This is a genomic window from Chryseobacterium sp. MEBOG07 (assembly GCF_021869745.1).
GTDB lineage: Bacteria > Bacteroidota > Bacteroidia > Flavobacteriales > Weeksellaceae > Chryseobacterium > Chryseobacterium viscerum.
In genome coordinates this window covers 2974195-2991605 of record NZ_CP084579.1, presented here as the reverse complement: position 1 = coordinate 2991605, position 17411 = coordinate 2974195, and the positions used below count along the sequence as shown (strand labels likewise).

The following is a 17411-nucleotide window of genomic DNA, read 5'->3' as shown; positions in this document are numbered from 1 at the left end:
TGTTGGAAAACGCAAAGATGCAAGAAGTATAATAGGGTAACGTTTTAAGGAGCAAGGATTTTATCTCCGATAAAATTGAATATCAAATATCCTGAGCTGTATAAGATTATGCGAATGAATCAGATATAAATGAAAAATCTGTGAAATTTGTGAAATCTGCGAGAGAAATAAAGACCCATCACTTGCTGAAAATCTTTGATTTTCTTGCGCCTAAAAAACATAAGATGAAAAAACTTTGCGCCTTTGCGTTGATCCAAAAAAAGAATTCAAACCATTAAGAAAACGAAGCTTTTAAGTAGAGTTAAGATTCAAATACATTTGAATTCAGCTCATTGCTTAATAAAGATTTAAATATATCTTCTTTATTATTCTTAATAGCTCAACTCATCTTAATGGTTAAAAACAATTTTATATTAAATAATCGTTTGATAATCAATTTTAAAACGAAAAGCAATACAATGAAAAATAACAGTATCAAAACTTTAGTACGAGAAAATATATTACAATTACAGCCCTACATCAGTTTCAGGGATCACAATGAATTCAATGCTCCCGTTATGCTGGATGCCAATGAAAGTCCTTTTGGGGAATGTAACCGCTACCCGGATTCTACTCAGAAAAAGCTTAAAAGCAGACTTGCGGGGCTTAAAAACCTTTCATCTTCACAGATTGCCATAGGAAACGGAAGTGATGAGCTGATAGACCTTATCATTAAAATTTTCTGCGAACCTAAAAAAGATGCCATTCTGATGATGAATCCTTCCTTTGCGATGTATGGCTTTTATGCGACAATCAATGAGAATAAAGTGTTGAAGCTGGACCTGGATGAAAACTTTGAGATTATCAAAAATAATTTTTTAAAGATTTCAGAAGATCCCTCTCTTAAAATTTTCTTTTTATGTTCTCCCAATAACCCTACCGGAAACAGTATTGATGATATTGAATTTTATCTTCAGAATTTCAACGGAATTGTAGTGGTAGATGAAGCGTATATCGAGTTTTCTGGGAAAAAATCGAGTCTGGAGCTTTTGGATCAATATTCTAATTTGATTGTACTGCAAACCTTTTCTAAAGCATGGGGAATTGCCGGAGCAAGGGTAGGTATGGCTTACGCATCGGAAGAGATTATCAGTCTTATCAATACGGTAAAAGCACCTTATAACGTGAATGTATTGAGCCAGGAACTGATTTTAAAGACGTTGGATGATGAAAACAGACTTCAGGACAATGTAAATAATATTCTGGAGGAAAGAACATGGCTGGAGGAACACTTTAACGAAATTGAATGCATTTCAAAAGTATTTTCCACAGATGCCAACTTCTTTCTGATCAGAATGGACAACGTGGATGCAGTATATGGAAAAATGCTGGAAGAAGAGATTTTAACCAGCCGAAGAGATCCTGCTATTCCCGGCTGCATCAGGATTAATGTGGGAAATCGTAGTGAAAATGAAAAGCTGATCAGTCTTTTAAAAGGAATATAAATAAAATCACTTGCTAAAATATAAACCATTAAGGAAAAGGAAGATGATAAGAAAAGTTAAGGTTCATCAAAGATGAAACAATAAGAGAACTGAATAAAATAGCTTTAGCTATGCTCTTAATCATTCTTAATCACTTAAAAAAAACTTAATGGTTAAAAAAAATAGAAAAAACATATGAAAAAAGTACTCTTTATAGACCGCGACGGAACACTCATCATTGAACCTCCTACAGATTTTCAGGTAGATTCTTTGGAAAAGCTTGAGTTTTATCCGGGTGTTTTCCAAAACCTTTCAAAAATAGCCAATGAGTTGGATTACGAACTGGTGATGGTAACCAATCAGGATGGTTTGGGAACTGAAAGTTTTCCTGAAGAAAATTTCATTAAACCCCATGCAAAAATGTTGCAGGCATTTGAAAATGAAGGGATCATTTTTAGTGATATTTTAATTGATAAAAGCTTTGAATCCGAAAATCTTCCTACCCGGAAACCAGGAATAGGGATGCTTGGAAAATACATCTACGGCAATTATGATCTTGAAAATTCCTATGTAATTGGTGATCGAAGTACTGATGTTCAACTTGCTAAAAACCTTAAGTCTAAAGCTATTTATCTTAATCATAACTTTAATGAGGAAGCTGAGCTGTCTACAACAAATTGGTCAGACATTTATCAGTTCTTAAAATCCGGAATGCGAAAGGCTAAAGTCTCCAGAAAGACCAATGAAACAGAAATTGAAATTGAAGTCAATCTTGATGGAAACGGAAAGTCAGATATCTCAACCGGACTTCACTTTTTCGATCACATGCTGGATCAGATTGCCAGACACGGAAATATGGATCTTACCATTAAAGTGAATGGAGATCTTGTCGTAGATGAACACCACACTATTGAAGACACAGGAATTGTACTGGGAGAAGCCATTGTAAAAGCTTTAGGAAAGAAAAAAGGGATTGAAAGATATGGTTTTCTGCTTCCGATGGATGACTGTCTCTCTCAGGTGGCTATTGATTTCGGCGGAAGACCCTGGCTGGTTTGGGATGCTCCGTTTAAAAGAGAAAAAATCGGAGATGTACCTACGGAAATGTTCTTTCACTTCTTTAAATCTTTTACGGATTCCTCAAAATCCAATCTGAATATCAAAGCAGAAGGTGATAATGAACATCACAAAATTGAATCTATCTTTAAAGCCTTTGCAAAAGCCGTCAAAATGGCGGTAAACCAATCGGACACTAACTACAGCCTGCCTTCTACAAAAGGAAGTTTATAAATATGATTGCTATAATAAAATACAACGGAGGAAATGTAAACTCTGTTCAGAATGCCCTCAACAGGCTGAAAGTTGATTCTGTGATCACCGATGATCCCGAGCAGATTTTAAAAGCCGATAAAGTAATCTTTCCGGGCGTAGGAGAAGCTTCATCCACCATGAAACTGTTGAAGGAAAGAGAACTTGATCTTCTTATTCCGAGCCTTAAACAACCGGTTTTAGGAATATGTCTGGGAATGCAGCTGATGTGTAAAGGAAATGAAGAAGGAGATACTGAAGGAATGGGAATTTTTGATATCAATGTCAGAAAATTTCCAGCAAAGGATATTGTTCCGCATATGGGCTGGAATACGGTTTCAGGGCAGTCTTCGCCATTGTTTTCAGGAATGGATAAGAATAGTGATGTTTATTTTGTTCACAGCTATTATTGTGAGCTTTCGGACTTTACGACTTCTGTTTGCGATTACATCCTGCCGTTCAGTGCTTCTTTGCAGAAAGATAATTTCTATGCGGTACAGTTTCACCCTGAAAAATCAGGAATGGTAGGAAATCAGATAGTAAGCAACTTTATAAATTTATAATGATGAAAATAATTCCGGCTATTGATATTATCGACGGTAAATGTGTCCGTTTATCAAAAGGAGATTACAGCACAAAGAAAATATACAATGAAGACCCTGTAGAAGTGGCGAAAGAATTTGAAAGTTTCGGCATTCAGTTTCTTCATCTGGTAGATCTTGATGGGGCGAAATCAAAGCATATTGTCAATCAGAAGGTTCTGGAAAATATTGCCGGAGCGACTTCATTGCATATCGACTTTGGAGGAGGCTTAAAAACGCAGGAGGATATTGAAACAGCCTTTAATTCCGGGGCAAAACAGATCACTTTAGGAAGTATTGCGGTTCAGAATCCTGAATTCTGTTTCGAAATGATGCAAAAATATGGTCCTGAGAAAATTATTTTAGGAGCAGATTGTGAAAACCGGAAGATTAAAACTTCAGGCTGGCTGGAAGAAAGTGATCATGATATCATTGATTTTATTCTTCAATATCAGGAAAAAGGAATACAAACCACCATATGTACTGATATTGCAAAAGATGGTATGCTGGAAGGTCCGTCAACAGGACTTTATATTGAAATTTTATATAAAACATCCGTTCAGTTGGTGGCAAGCGGAGGCATTTCCGGGATTGCTGATGTCTATAAAATGAAAGATATCGGCTGTGCGGGGACAATTATCGGAAAAGCGATTTATGAGGGTAAAATAAGCCTACAACAACTTCAAAACTTTATTGAAAATGCTTAAGAAAAGAATTATTCCCTGTCTGGATATTAAAGACGGATGTACGGTGAAAGGAGTCAATTTTGAAGATCTTAAAAATGCAGGAGATCCCGTAGAACTTGCCAAAAAATACGAGAAGGAAGGCGCTGATGAACTTGTTTTCCTGGATATTACCGCGACCATTGAGGATAGAAAAACATTTGTAGACCTTGTAAAAGATATTGCAAAAGAACTTAGTATTCCTTTTACTGTGGGAGGTGGAATTTCGTCTGTAGAAGATGTTAGAAAGCTCTTGGAAGCGGGTGCAGATAAAATCAGCATCAATTCTTCTGCGGTAAAAAATCCAATGCTTATTTCTGATTTGGCTAAAGAATTTGGCAGCCAGTGTGTTGTGGTGGCTATTGATACAAAACAGATTGATGATATTGATTTGGTTCATATCAAAGGAGGGAGAGAAGCTACGGAACTTCTTACGGTAGAATGGGCAAAAGAAGCTGCATCTCTGGGAGCAGGAGAAATTCTGTTGACTTCTATGGATGGCGATGGCACAAAAAACGGTTTTGAACTTCGTATAACGAAGCTGGTTTCAGAGGCAGTCAGCATTCCTGTGATTGCTTCGGGTGGTGCGGGAACGGTTGATGACTTTGTTAAAGTATTTAATGAAACAAAGGCTACAGGAGGACTAGCAGCCAGTATTTTCCATTTTAATGAAATAGGAATTCAGGATTTAAAAAATCAATTAAAAACTCAAAAAATAGAAGTACGATGAACATAGATTTTAATAAAGATAACGGGCTTGTTCCTGTGGTTATTCAGGACAGCAGAACCTTACAGGTATTGATGCTGGGCTATATGAATGAAGAAGCTTTTGAAAAAACAAAAGTGGAAGGAATCGTTACTTTTTTCAGCCGTTCCAAAAACATACTCTGGACAAAAGGTGAGGAGTCTGGTAATTTCTTAACGGTAAAAAGTATTGATATAGACTGCGATCAGGATACCATATTAATCAAAGCCGTTCCCAAAAATGTAGTCTGCCACACGGGGAGTTTTAGCTGTTTTGGAGAAAAGAACGCCAAAGGATTTCTGTATGAGCTGGAAGATAAAATAGCCCAGAGAATAGATGGTAAAGCTGAAGATTCTTATACCTACGCACTCTACCAAAGAGGAATCAATAAAATGGCTCAAAAAGTAGGTGAGGAAGCGGTAGAACTTGTCATAGAAGCAAAAGATAATAACGAAGAGCTCTTTAAAAATGAGGCTGCAGATCTGTTGTATCACTTTCTGATCTTATTAAAAGCCAAAGGGTTTTCGCTGGAAGAAATAGAAGAAATTCTTAAAAATAGAGATAAATAAAGGGGCTGTCTCAAAAGTCAAATTATTTGACTTTTGTCATTGACTATGCCGAATCTTCGATTTCTGACGAAGGAAGAATCTTATTGATAACCAGATGTATGAGATTCTTCACTGCATTTCATTGCGCTCAGAATGACATTTTTGAGACAGCTCTTTTTCATTAAAACAGAAAAAAATTATGAAATCAGATATATTATATAGAGCTTTTATACATGATGATTATCAGTTGATGTTAATAAAATAAATTATAATAACTGTATATATTGATTATTTTATTTAAATATGCTTGATGATTGCATTTAAAACTATAGCGTAGAGTTAGTTGTTAAAACACCCAAATTTCGAAAACTGCTAAAAATCGTACTTTTGTTTTTAATTATTCTAAATAACGCTTAAGTATGAATAAATCTATTTTTTTGATAGGGAGTCTTGTGGCATTTTCTCAAGCAGCTGCCCAGAAAAAAGATTCATTAGAACAGAACAGGCTTGATGAAGTGATTGTTACCGCATCAAGATCTCCGGAAATTGTAAAGAAAACAGCTTCTACCGTCAATATCATCAGCAAAAAAGAAATTGCAGAACAGTCATTGATCTCTGCCGATCTCAGCAATATTCTTGCCTACAAAGTACCCGGATTAGCATTTGGGAATAATCTGGTGAGCAATAGAGGGCAGACATTAAGAGGAAGAAACGTTCTGATCATGATCGATGGAATCCCGCAATCAAGCCCCTTGCGTAACAATGACAGAGAAATCAGAAGCATCGATCCTTCTGTTTTAGAACGAATTGAAGTCGTAAAAGGAGCAACGTCCATTTATGGGAATGGTGCCGAAGGAGGGATCATAAATTATATTACGCAAAAAAGCACTTCTGGTAAAACCTTTTCAGGAAGAACCGTTTTAGGATTTACCAGCCATGATTTGTTTAATAACAAAATGTTCAAATCAGATGGCGGTGCAGGATATAGAGTATCACAAAGTTTCTTTGGAAAAGCAGGGAAGTTCGACTATCTTGTGAACGGAACATTGACTCAGAACGGAGTGAAAATAGACGGTGATGGATTGGTTCAGAATCCACGATACGGATTGGGAGAAACTGCGGTCAATAATATTTTTGCGAAAATAGGCTACGATATTAATAACAACAATAGGCTGGAAGTGATGTATAATTACTATTCCAGTCTGCAGGATTCAAAATATATTTTGGATCTTGGGAAATACGGAGAACAGCCTTCTACCGGAAAATTAGGAGATAGAGAAGGGGTAAAAGAAGGAACAAGATATAATCACAACGGGTATCTTAAATATATCAATAAGAATATTTTCCGTAACACTAGTCTTAATACAACCTTGTATTTCCAGGACTTCTATACCATTTATGACTATAGAAATGCGCCGAGATGGAAAACAGGAGGACAGTCGGCCATTTTAGAGAAAAAATATGGATTCAGAGCAGATTTCAATACGGAGTTTGGAAAAGATAAAGGATTAAAAGGTTCATTAACGTATGGGTTGGATCTCTTAAATGAAAAAACAAGCCAGCCGTTGGTAGATGGTAGAATGTGGGTTCCTGAAATGAATATGCTGGCTGCAGCGCCTTTTGTACAGGGAAAATTATTTCTTACCGATGATCTGACAGTAAAGGCAGGAGTCCGATGGGATAAAATGTCTGTAAAAGTTCCGGATTATACTACTTTACCATCCAACAAAGATGTTCCTTTCAATGTAGAAGGAGGAAAATTGAATTATTCAAATCTGTCTTACAATGTAGGCGTGAGCTATGTGGCGTTTGATTTCTTCCAGCCTTTCACTTCTTATTCCAGAGGATTTAATATCTATGACTTGGGCCGTGTACTTAGAGATGCTAAAAGCAATGTCTTAAGTGAAATTAATACTGATCCTGTAGTCATTGATAATTATGAAATAGGTTTCAACAGTAAAATCGGGCAGTATGTAGATTTTTCTGCCAGTTATTTCTATAATTATTCCAAACTTGGTGCTGATCTCGTTTCTGTGAATGGTTTCTGGACTCCGCTTAGGGCTCCTCAGTACATCAACGGAGTTGAATTGTCAGTGAATGTCTATCCGACACAAGGCTTAACTATCGGAACCAATTATACTTACCAGGAAGGAAAAGTAGATGTGAAAAATGACAACAATTACGAAAAATATTTAAGTGGTTTGAGAATTGCTCCGGCAAGGTTGAATTCTTTCGTCAAATGGAATGATAAGGCTCAGAAATTACAGTTAGGAGTTTATCATATGTACTCATTTAAAAGAGATAAGTTTGAGCCCGCAGCTTCAGGAAAGTATGATGAAGGAGAAGGACCTGTGAAAAGCTTTAATCTATTTAATGTTCAGGGAAGCTATAAACTGAATAAACTCCTGACCATAGGACTTGGAATAGAGAATTTATTCAATACTTCTTATTTCACACCAACCTCAATGTATACTGCAAGGGATGCAGAATATGTACGCGGAAACGGAAGATATTATACGGTTTCCCTTAATTTTAATTATTAATATTAATCCTTTTTATAAAAATAGCCCTTTTCACAATAGAAAAGGGCTGTATTTTTTCAGTGAGATTATCTTTTATCTTTCAATCATGATATTTTTAACAAGCGTCTGATCACCTACTTTCAAAACTCCAATATAGACTCCGTTTTGAAGACCGGAAACATCAACCTTTCTTTCATTATTCACTTTAAGCATTGTTCTTCCCATAGAATTGGTGATTTCAAAACTGAAATTACTTTCTTTATAATCCGGTAATTCAATGTTAATAACATTGTTGGCGGGATTAGGATAGATCTTTACAGTCTCTAATGAATTCTTTGCTACAGGTAGTGTTGTAGAAGCCGCTGCAAAATGCTGTAATGCACCTACAGTAGCCTTTCCAATATTATATACATACACAGGATCCATATTGGTAAAAGTATCTTTGGAGGTATGTGGATAATTGCTTCTTATTCTTTCAAAAAAACCGGTAATTACTTCACCTTTCTGTTCAAAAGGGATATAATCGGTATCTGCTGCCGGATCTACAGCCGTCTGAAGAGGAGAGTAGAGTGCTGTACAGTTTCTCAGCTGCTGCGTTACCGCTGCAGAAGCAGCATTGTTGCTGGAAAGACCTCCCTGATCTTCATCACAATATACCGTGTTGTTATTATTTCCTTTCACACCACCTACCTGGTCCAGGTTGATGACCAGTTTGATATCCAATTTGCGGACTCCTCCCTGATATACCACATTATTGACATAGTGGGTGCTTCCTCTCAATCCCTGCTCTTCGCCAGAAAAGTGAATGAATTTTATAGAATATTCAGTCGAAACATTTTTCAGAATTCTTGCTGCTTCAAGAATAATAGAAGTTCCGCTGCCATTATCATTTACACCAGGACCCGTAATGGTGTCAAAATGCCCGCAAATGATAACATACTTGTTGGGATAAAGTGTTCCTGTTTTAGTGATGATTAGATTTTTAGAGCTGGTGCTCCCGAAAGTAAAAGGGCTTTCCTCTATCTGACTGGCTGTATACCCGTAAGAAAGGTACTTGTTTTTAATCCAGTTCATGGTATTGACATTAGCCTGCGAACCCGTAGTTTTTACTCCCAGATTACTAAATTCCTGTAAGTTGGCCGTGATATTAGCCTGAGTAACCATATCAGCCCTGTTTTTATAGGCTTGAATAAAACTTTGAGCTGAAATACCCTGCATCATCACTGCAGTGCATACAAGTGTTGCGAATTTTTTCATATATAATATTATTTTGGTAACACGAATGTAGTAAATAAATCACAATGAAGTGTTTAATGTTAATAAAATAAAATGAATTTTATTATGAATGTCATATCAATAAGTATAGATGTGTTATAAATATCTTAATATCAATGCTGGCAAAAAAAATAAAACCTCTGAATTGCTTCAAAGGTTTTGTATATAATAAGATTTTATGGTAATCTGAATTTATCTTTCAATCATCACTTTTCTTACTACGGTTTGATCTCCGACTTTTAAAATACCAAGATAAGCGCCATTTTCCAGTCCTGAAGCATTAATTTTTGTTTCGTTGGTTCTCTTGAGAATAGACCGCCCCTGAAAGTCAGTAATTTCAAATGTAAAATTCTTAATCCCAGAATCAGGAAGTTCAATATTGATGATGTCTTTTACGGGATTAGGATAAATTTTTACGGTTTCCAATGTGTTTTTCAAAACAGCTTCATGGGTTTCCAATGTTCCGGTAGCAACGGCAAAATGCTGTAAAGCGCCTACAGCTGCCTTTCCTATATTGTAAATGTACACAGGATCTGTATTGGCAAAAGTATCACTTAAAGTATGCGGATAGCTGCTCCTGATTCTTTCAAAGTAGCCTGTGATTACTTCACCTTTCTGCTCAAAGGGAATATAATCTGTAGCTTCCGCAGGGTCTACAGCCGTCTGAAGAGGAGAGTAGAGTGCAGTACAGTTTCTTAATTCCTGCGTCACTACCGCAGAAGCAGCATTGTTTGAGGTAAGCCCTCCAAGATCCTGATCACAATAAACGGTATTGTTATTATTTCCCATCACACCACCTACCTGATCCAGATTAAAGACCAGTTTGATATCCAAAACACGGTTGCTTCCCTGATATGCTACAGTATTTGCATAATGACTGCTGCCGAGAAGCCCTTGCTCTTCCCCGGAAAAATGAATGAATTTTATAGAATATTCCGTTGGTACATCTTTCAGAATCCTGGCTGCTTCAAGAATAATAGAAGTTCCGCTTCCGTTATCATTGATGCCCAAGCCAGTAATACTATCGAAATGTCCACAGATGATTATATATTTATTAGGATACACAGTTCCCGTTTTTGTAATCACCAGATTTTTAGAAGTATAGCTTCCTGCAGTAAAAGGATCCTCTGCCATCTGATTGGCTGCATATCCATAGGAGGTATACTTGTTTTTAAGCCATGTCAGCGCATTGGCATTAGCCGGTGACCCGGTAGTCTTTACTCCTAAATTGGCAAATTCCTGAAGGTACGTTGTAATATTGGTCTGAGTTACCATATTCGCCCTGTCCTGATAAGCCTGAATAAAACTTTGAGCTCCAATACTTTGAATAGCGAGAGAAGCCAGTAAAAATGTAGTGATTTTCTTCATTCTTTAATCGTAATGTGTAATATACTGATGGAAGTAAGCTTAAATCAGCATTTCCGGTCCGGCATTATTTGTTAATGATTATTTTTTTTGATGTATTTCCTTTATCAGTCTTAATCATAATGGTATACACTCCATTTTTTAAGCCGGAAGTATTTATTTTCTCCTGATTTTCAACTTGTAAAATCATGTTTCCTACCATATCATTAATTTCAACTTTGAATTGTTTTACTTTTTGTTGAAATTCCACTGTGATAAGATCTTTAGCAGGATTAGGATAAATTCTGATGGCTTCTGCTGATTTTTGCACAGCGCTTTCATGAGTGCTTAAAAGATTATTGGTTGTTGTGGCAACGGCAAAATGCTGTAATGCACCCACAGTGGCTTTCCCTACATTAAAAATATATACAGGATCAAGGTTTGCATAGGTGTCACTTACTGTATGTTGATTATTACTTTCGATAGTTTCATAAAATCCGGTAATGGTATATCCTTTTGCTTCAAAAGGCATATAATCTGAGTTGTAAGCATGAGATAGATTGGTCTGAAGAGGAGAGTAAAGGGTAGTACAGGTCATCAGTTCCTGTGTCATCGTATTGGATATTGCATTGTTGGAAGATACTCCGCCTTCATCTCTTTCACAGTTGATGGTATTGTTGTTATTTCCTATCAGGCCTCCTACCTGGTCAATATTTAAAACAAGTTTGATATCCAGAACACGGGTGCCTCCTTGATAAGCAACATTATTCACATAATGATTACTTCCTACAAGACCTTGTTCTTCTCCTGAGAAATGAATAAACTTGATAGAATATTCTGTTGGAACGTCTTTCAAAATTCTTGCTGCTTCCATGATAATAGAAGTTCCACTGCCATTATCACTCACTCCAGGCCCTGTAATGGTATCGTAATGCCCACAGATAATGACATATTTGTTGGGATATAAAGTTCCGGTTTTGGTAATAATCAGGTTTTTTGATGTATTGCTTCCGTAGGTGAAGGCGTCTTCAGAAAAGTCACTTGCGGTATATCCATAAGAAAGATATTTGTTTTTAATCCAGTCCAAAGCATTGTTATTAGCTGTTGTACCTGTTCTTTTTATCCCAAACCCGGCAAATTCCTGAAGGTTTGTATTGATATTGGTTTGAGTAACCATATTCGCCCGGTCTTTATAAACCTGAATAAAACTTTGGGCATCAATGGCTTGTAATGCAATTGATGTTAGCAAAAAAGCTGCAACTTTTTTCATTTTGATACTTTCTTTAGAGATTGCTAATATAGCAATAAATCATCATTTATTGTTGATAATAGTATTCGTTCGTGTTATTTCAATTGATTTTTTAATAATAATATATCATTTTATGCAGTTTATTAGAATGGTAGATTTTCATTCATTTAATGATGGTTTTTTATTTATTTTTTTCTTTGATTTTATCAGTATCGTGTTAAATGTTTGGTAATTTAATCTTTAATATAAAATTTGCATTTGATGATATGTCAATTTGTATGAAAATATGTTGACTGAAACCAGATTTTGAAATAAAGATTAAAGAGTTTGTCTGCTAAATTGATCGAGTGAATATCGCTATTAAGAAAGCAATTGAATCTTAGTACCAGTCTTATGATATATCTTATTTTGTAGGGTAGAAGTATAAAAAACAAAAAAAATCCCGGGCGAACCCGGGACTTATATTGATAACAAAATCTATTCTACATTATTTTACTTGATCTACAACAGCTTTGAAAGCTTCAGGGTGATTCATTGCTAAATCTGCTAAAACTTTTCTGTTTAGTTCGATGTTGTTCTTCTTAAGAGTTCCCATAAATTGAGAGTAAGACATTCCGTGCTCTCTAGCTCCTGCGTTGATACGAGTGATCCAAAGTGCTCTGAAATTTCTCTTTTTCTCTTTTCTACCACGGTAAGCATATTGCATTGCTTTTTCTACCGCGTTTTTAGCTACAGTCCAAACGTTCTTTCTTCTTCCGAAATAACCTTTAGCGTGCTTAAAAATTTTCTTTCTGCGAGCTCTTGAAGCTACGGCATTTACTGATCTTGGCATAATTTAAATTGTTTTTTTGAAAAGGGCGGCAACATATATTGCTCTTAGTGGCACCGTTTCAGGGTTAAAGTGTTGAATTTGTTTGAATTCTTATAAACCGAATATAGATTTATAAAAACTACTTAATTGCTAATTGACGTTGAACGCTTTTTTCGTCCACTTTAGCTACGTAAGAAGTAGTAGTAAGATTTCTCTTCTGCTTAGTTTCTTTCTTAGTTAAGATGTGGCTTTTGTAAGCATTTTTTCTTTTGATCTTACCAGAACCAGTAAGAGCAAAACGCTTTTTAGCACCTGATTTCGTTTTTAATTTTGGCATTGTTTTGCTTTTTTATTGTTTTTGTTATCAATATCTGTATTGGTTACCCCTAAGGACATTAGGAATAATAGTTTGCAAAATTACGAAAAAAATGTGACACGTGAAAGTAAATTTTAATCTGTATCTATAGAGGGATTCTTATCATGAAATTTAAAAGGCAAACCTGTATCAATACGGGTTTGCCTTTTTATAATAATAAGCTATTTAACTTCGTCTTTTAAAACTATGATTTAAAGAATTCTAAAAGATCTTTGTTGATCGTTTCAGCTTCCGTTGTCGGCATACCGTGTGGGAAACCAGGATACGAGATAAGCTTTCCGTTTTTAAGAAGGGTAGCGGCTACTTTACCCGTTTTTTCAAAAGGAACAATCTGATCATCTTCACCATGCATAACAAGCACTGGTACCTCTACGCTTTTAAGATCCTCCGTGAAGTCTGTTTCAGAAAAAGCTTTTACACAGTCATAATGCGCTTTAATAGAACCACTCATTCCCTGTCTCCACCAGTTTCTCTGGATTCCTTCAGAAACATTGGCCCCTTCTCTGTTGTAACCGTAAAAAGGGAAGGTAAGATCAATGAAAAATTGTTGTCTGTGGTTAGCTGTATTATTTCGGATATCATCAAAAACCGAAATAGGAACTCCGTTCGGATTATTCTCATTCTGAACCATAATAGGTGTAACTGCACTTATCAGAACGGCTTTTGAAACTCTTCCATTACCATGTTTTGCTACATATCGGATGACTTCACCACCACCTGTAGAATGTCCTACATGGATGACATCTTTTAGATCCAATGCTGTAACAATTTCTGCTACGTCAGAAGCATAAGTATCCATATCATGTCCGTAAGGAGTTTGTTCAGATTTCCCGTGTCCTCTTCTGTCATGAGCAATTACTCTGTAACCCTTTTCTAAGAAAAAGAACATCTGTGCATCCCAGTCGTCACTTGATAGCGGCCATCCGTGATGGAAGAAAATCGTTTGTCCTTTTCCCCAATCTTTGTAATAAATCTCTGTTCCGTCTTTTAATGTAAGTGTGCTCATTGTTTCTTTTTTTATGATTAATAAATAGTGTATTTGACTTTTTTATATTCACAAATGTAGATAGAAAATCTTCACTACATATTGATCTAAGATAATAATTGATTAAGAATTTTTAAACAATAATAATATACAGGTAACATTAGTTGAAATGCATCGTGTCTGCCATGAAATATAGCTGATAATCGGGATTGTCTTATCCTTCGATTCTCTCTAATATTGATTAAGATGATCAATAAAATTTCGAAAACTTGAAAACAATAGTATTTAGTATCCTTTTTATGGCAGCTTCGGCAACGGCTTGTACTCAGGAGAAAAAAGAAAACTCTTCATTAGCACCATCAAAAACAAAACCCATAAATAGTATTCCGTTTTTAACTAAACAGCATGATTTTGTTTATGTAGATAAGATAAGTTTGAAATCTGTTACCAATCAGAAATTCAAAAATGCATCTGTGTTTACACCTACAGGTTTTGCTGTGGTTGAAAATCAGAAAAATGAATATGCCGTCATCGATGAAAATGGAAAGACTGTTTTGAATTTCTCACCCAGTGAAATCAATTTAAATGTGGTCAATGGACTTACCTTTTATAAAAAAGACATAGAATACGAAAAGAAAATGCCTGCCTGGAAATGGGATTGGAATATTATGGGAGGAGACATCAAGAAAGAACAAACGTATCATAAGATTGAGATTGGAGTGCTGGAAACCAAACAAATCTTACTTCACGAAGACGTTCCGTATCTGGAAGATCATTATGACCTGAATTTAGCTTCTGTAGATGAAAACCATGTCTTTTGGAATGGAAGCGTTTACGAAATCAGAAAAGACCATTTAAATAAAATTGAAAACAATATTGCTGAGCTATTGGAGAACAAACGATTTCTCAAAGCTTCAAACACAAATTTTTCAATATATGAACTGAATCAGAAAAAGCCAATTCTCAGCGGACTAAAAGGGACTGAAACTCTTTCTATCCGCTTTGGAAACGAAAATATAATATTGAGTGAAGTGAATAAAGAGCGCTATGAACCGGAAGTTCCTAAACTTTTAGCAGATAGTAAAACCGGTCATATTTACCCTTTTCCACAATATGAAAAAGTATTTCCGAAAGAAATTACAAAGGCAACAGCCTCTCAAATTGATTTCATAAGAAAAACTTCCTTAGTGTATTCTATTACCAATTCACCTTATTTTTTGCTGGGTGTTTTCAATTACGATCATGATATCTGGGCTTTCGATTGGTTATATATCGATACTAAAGGAGAGGTTACAGATTCTATTGGTACCTATAATTTTAAGGTTTTGGATCAGCTTGGCAATGTGATTTGGCCCGATAGAAAAATGATTTTACCCAATGAATTCATTGAGAAAAACTGGAAATTCGGGAAAATAAATTCTTATCAAGGAATGAATGATTTATATCTTATTCCCATTGAAAACGAAAAACAATTGAGAACAAAAGGCTTGTGGAACAGCACTAAAAAGAGCTGGGAAATAAAGCCTGAATACAACGAAATCTCGGTTTTGGATATAGAAAATCAGATCTATGCTCTTCAAAAAGAGAAAGATGGTTTGTACAAACTTTATGATAATAAAACTAAAAAAAGTATTGGATCAAAAGCTTATCAGTCCATCAATTCGGATGGTTTGGTGAGGGTAAAACTTAATTCCGGACAAGATTTATACTACTATATTGATATCTACTCAGGAAAAGAATATAAAGAATGATTATCTGAGTCTTCTTACTATTGAATAGATTAAAAATAAGTATCAGATAAAGCAGATGTTCAAAATGAAATAAACTAAAAAACCACCAGTATCAGGGATATTTTCATGTGATACCATTGACTACCTTTGGCTCAAAGATTTGTTAAAAATAAAACGGTGAAACATCTAATGATTTTGACCTTCTTAATTTTATAACTTTTATAGCTTTCTTTTTCACACCCAATTCAATGATAAATTCTTATTTCGAACAAACACTACAATAAAAAAGATGGGTAAAAACAATAGCCAAATAAAATTGAGTGAAGAAGAAGCTGTAAAAGTAATCAGATAGCTGGTTTTATAAAACCATATCATTAATTTTGAAGACATAACATCTTTGCAGACCTATATTTTGCAAATTGATATCAATAATGAAATAGCTGATAGAATGAATAAGACTCTTACCTTAGTTTTTTTTAGTTTCATGATAATAAGTGCTTTCAGCTGCAAAAATCCTGAAAGAAAAAAACAAACTTTCCAAATTACCTGAAAAACACGAATTGGATTGTAGATGTTGGAGGACTTATTACTCCAGAAGGCGGAAAAACCTATTCTCTGTCTAAAAGAATAGATTCTGCATGGATCGTTAATTTTCACGCGGTAAACTTTTTGGATGAAGAAAAATTCAAAAGTTATGATAGCTGGCAATGCGGAAATGACTGCTTTACAGAAGTGTATGGGAGATATTATTTTACGGAAACCAACCAAATAGAAATGGAAGTGGACAGTGTGAGTAAATCGGGAACCTGTGAAGCTCCAACAAAAATTTTCAAACCATCAAAAGCTATGTCTTTTAACTTGGCAAAAGAGGGTGAACAGCTAAAACTCATAAGAAAATAAAATGACAGACTTAATAAAAATTTTTCCGGAGTATGAAGACGTATTTTATGATGATATTGAGAATCATAAAAAATATTTCCTTCCCATTTGTTCAATTAATTTAAAAATTATTGATCCATCAGAAGATCAGTGGCTGCATATTGTATCAGTAAAAGAACTCTTTGATGGGCAAATTGGTGATGCTACTTCGCAATATCACAACCAGTTTACAAAAGAAGATATGATTGGCTTCGATGTTATTGACGGCAAATATAAATTTGATGCCGACTGGAATTATTTTACCATTTCCAAAGAAATAGATCCTGCCAACTACGGCGATCAATATACGGAAGAAGAAATTGAATACAGTGTGAATAGCGCCATGTATTCTCTGTTAAAAGCATACTTCAATAAAAATGGAAAACTGTATGATAAAGATTTTAACAGACCCGGATTGGAGGTAGAAGATATAAGAAGATTAGAAAGATTGCGTCAATTGACGGTAGAGGATCTCGAAAATGATAAGCCTAATGATTATCTGCAGGAAAGAATTCAGGGGAAAATATCAGGTGTATTTGATGAGATAAATTCCGATAAACTCCCTTTTGAATCATGTCAGTTTTCGGGATGTAATCTGATAAAAAAGCCCTATAAAAACGATATAGAACTGATGGATTATATTGGATGCTTAGAAGGTTACGACTTTCAAAAATGGGCAGCAGACCAGTTATATTTATTTTACGACAAAGAATTAAAAAAGGCAGTGATCTGTTTTGAGTATACTTAATCTACCATACAAATCCTTTAGATAACACCTTCACTGGAGATTTCTGTTTAATTTCAATAAAATCATCGTAAACAGAATGTTTCAAA

At 35.2% G+C, this 17411-nt stretch carries 16 protein-coding genes; 10 read left to right on the top strand and 6 right to left on the bottom strand.

Going from position 1 to position 17411, the window contains the following annotated elements; all coding sequences use genetic code 11:
* Nucleotides 1-458: 458 nt before the first annotated feature.
* The 7 genes from hisC to LF886_RS13785 all read left to right on the top strand — a co-directional run bounded on the left by hisC (nucleotide 459) and on the right by LF886_RS13785 (nucleotide 7910).
* A complete protein-coding gene (gene hisC, locus LF886_RS13815) occupies nucleotides 459-1484 on the top strand; it encodes a histidinol-phosphate transaminase (protein WP_236850097.1) in 1026 nt (341 codons plus the stop codon).
* Nucleotides 1485-1658: 174 nt separating this feature from the next.
* Complete coding sequence (gene hisB / locus LF886_RS13810) at nucleotides 1659-2753, top strand: bifunctional histidinol-phosphatase/imidazoleglycerol-phosphate dehydratase HisB (RefSeq protein WP_236850096.1); 1095 nt, start codon at nucleotides 1659-1661, stop codon at nucleotides 2751-2753.
* Nucleotides 2754-2755: 2 nt separating this feature from the next.
* On the top strand, nucleotides 2756-3334 hold the full coding sequence (gene hisH, locus LF886_RS13805) for an imidazole glycerol phosphate synthase subunit HisH (RefSeq protein WP_236850095.1): 579 nt from the start codon (nucleotides 2756-2758) through the stop codon (nucleotides 3332-3334).
* A 2-nt stretch (nucleotides 3335-3336) separates the two neighbouring features.
* On the top strand, nucleotides 3337-4059 hold the full coding sequence (hisA, locus tag LF886_RS13800) for a 1-(5-phosphoribosyl)-5-[(5-phosphoribosylamino)methylideneamino]imidazole-4-carboxamide isomerase (protein ID WP_236854315.1): 723 nt from the start codon (nucleotides 3337-3339) through the stop codon (nucleotides 4057-4059).
* Nucleotides 4052-4804 carry an imidazole glycerol phosphate synthase subunit HisF gene (gene hisF, locus LF886_RS13795; RefSeq protein WP_236850094.1) on the top strand — a complete coding sequence of 251 codons (753 nt, stop codon included), beginning with the start codon at nucleotides 4052-4054 and terminating at the stop codon, nucleotides 4802-4804. Before hisA ends, hisF begins: the two co-directional genes overlap by 8 nt.
* Nucleotides 4801-5388, top strand: coding sequence for a bifunctional phosphoribosyl-AMP cyclohydrolase/phosphoribosyl-ATP diphosphatase HisIE (gene hisIE / locus LF886_RS13790; RefSeq protein WP_236850093.1), 588 nt, complete (start codon nucleotides 4801-4803; stop codon nucleotides 5386-5388). The genes hisF and hisIE overlap by 4 nt, the downstream gene beginning before the upstream one ends.
* 398 nt (nucleotides 5389-5786) lie before the next feature.
* Nucleotides 5787-7910, top strand: coding sequence for a TonB-dependent receptor (locus LF886_RS13785; RefSeq protein ID WP_236850092.1), 2124 nt, complete (start codon nucleotides 5787-5789; stop codon nucleotides 7908-7910).
* A 72-nt stretch (nucleotides 7911-7982) separates the two neighbouring features.
* Here LF886_RS13785 and LF886_RS13780 read toward each other — a convergent pair whose 3' ends face one another.
* The 6 genes from LF886_RS13780 to LF886_RS13755 form a co-directional block, all read right to left on the bottom strand.
* The gene (locus LF886_RS13780; protein ID WP_236850091.1) at nucleotides 7983-9146 is read right to left on the bottom strand and encodes a M28 family peptidase; all 1164 of its coding nucleotides are present in this window, start codon (nucleotides 9144-9146) and stop codon (nucleotides 7983-7985) included.
* Nucleotides 9147-9356: 210 nt separating this feature from the next.
* Entirely contained in the window at nucleotides 9357-10532 is a 1176-nt protein-coding gene (locus LF886_RS13775; RefSeq protein ID WP_236850090.1) for a M28 family peptidase, read from the bottom strand.
* 64 nt (nucleotides 10533-10596) lie between these two features.
* Entirely contained in the window at nucleotides 10597-11778 is a 1182-nt protein-coding gene (locus tag LF886_RS13770; protein ID WP_236850089.1) for a M28 family peptidase, read from the bottom strand.
* A gap of 466 nt (nucleotides 11779-12244) precedes the next feature.
* Complete coding sequence (gene rplT, locus LF886_RS13765; protein ID WP_103233532.1) at nucleotides 12245-12589, bottom strand: 50S ribosomal protein L20; 345 nt, start codon at nucleotides 12587-12589, stop codon at nucleotides 12245-12247.
* Between the two features lie 118 nt (nucleotides 12590-12707).
* On the bottom strand, nucleotides 12708-12905 hold the full coding sequence (rpmI, locus tag LF886_RS13760) for a 50S ribosomal protein L35 (RefSeq protein WP_002979658.1): 198 nt from the start codon (nucleotides 12903-12905) through the stop codon (nucleotides 12708-12710).
* A 223-nt stretch (nucleotides 12906-13128) separates the two neighbouring features.
* The gene (locus LF886_RS13755) at nucleotides 13129-13950 is read right to left on the bottom strand and encodes an alpha/beta fold hydrolase (RefSeq protein ID WP_236850088.1); all 822 of its coding nucleotides are present in this window, start codon (nucleotides 13948-13950) and stop codon (nucleotides 13129-13131) included.
* Between the two features lie 248 nt (nucleotides 13951-14198).
* On the opposite strand from LF886_RS13755, the gene LF886_RS13750 reads away from it, so the two are divergent.
* From LF886_RS13750 to LF886_RS13740, 3 genes are all read left to right on the top strand, one after another.
* A complete protein-coding gene (locus tag LF886_RS13750) occupies nucleotides 14199-15680 on the top strand; it encodes a hypothetical protein (protein ID WP_236850087.1) in 1482 nt (493 codons plus the stop codon).
* Between the two features lie 648 nt (nucleotides 15681-16328).
* Complete coding sequence (locus LF886_RS13745; protein ID WP_236850086.1) at nucleotides 16329-16559, top strand: hypothetical protein; 231 nt, start codon at nucleotides 16329-16331, stop codon at nucleotides 16557-16559.
* Between the two features lies 1 nt (nucleotide 16560).
* Entirely contained in the window at nucleotides 16561-17325 is a 765-nt protein-coding gene (locus LF886_RS13740) for a hypothetical protein (protein WP_236850085.1), read from the top strand.
* Nucleotides 17326-17411: the final 86 nt, after the last annotated feature.

Bases quoted from the DNA above. Each gene is read 5' to 3' on its own strand.
- hisH (WP_236850095.1), top strand. From the start codon at position 2,756: ATGATTGCTATAATAAAATACAACGGAGGAAATGTAAACTCTGTTCAG.
- hisIE (WP_236850093.1), top strand. From the start codon at position 4,801: ATGAACATAGATTTTAATAAAGATAACGGGCTTGTTCCTGTGGTTATT.
- LF886_RS13740 (WP_236850085.1), top strand. From the start codon at position 16,561: ATGACAGACTTAATAAAAATTTTTCCGGAGTATGAAGACGTATTTTAT.
- hisC (WP_236850097.1), top strand. From the start codon at position 459: ATGAAAAATAACAGTATCAAAACTTTAGTACGAGAAAATATATTACAA.
- hisF (WP_236850094.1), top strand. From the start codon at position 4,052: ATGCTTAAGAAAAGAATTATTCCCTGTCTGGATATTAAAGACGGATGT.
- LF886_RS13780 (WP_236850091.1), bottom strand. From the start codon at position 9,146: ATGAAAAAATTCGCAACACTTGTATGCACTGCAGTGATGATGCAGGGT.
- hisA (WP_236854315.1), top strand. From the start codon at position 3,337: ATGAAAATAATTCCGGCTATTGATATTATCGACGGTAAATGTGTCCGT.
- LF886_RS13775 (WP_236850090.1), bottom strand. From the start codon at position 10,532: ATGAAGAAAATCACTACATTTTTACTGGCTTCTCTCGCTATTCAAAGT.
- LF886_RS13785 (WP_236850092.1), top strand. From the start codon at position 5,787: ATGAATAAATCTATTTTTTTGATAGGGAGTCTTGTGGCATTTTCTCAA.
- LF886_RS13770 (WP_236850089.1), bottom strand. From the start codon at position 11,778: ATGAAAAAAGTTGCAGCTTTTTTGCTAACATCAATTGCATTACAAGCC.
- hisB (WP_236850096.1), top strand. From the start codon at position 1,659: ATGAAAAAAGTACTCTTTATAGACCGCGACGGAACACTCATCATTGAA.
- rpmI (WP_002979658.1), bottom strand. From the start codon at position 12,905: ATGCCAAAATTAAAAACGAAATCAGGTGCTAAAAAGCGTTTTGCTCTT.
- rplT (WP_103233532.1), bottom strand. From the start codon at position 12,589: ATGCCAAGATCAGTAAATGCCGTAGCTTCAAGAGCTCGCAGAAAGAAA.
- LF886_RS13755 (WP_236850088.1), bottom strand. From the start codon at position 13,950: ATGAGCACACTTACATTAAAAGACGGAACAGAGATTTATTACAAAGAT.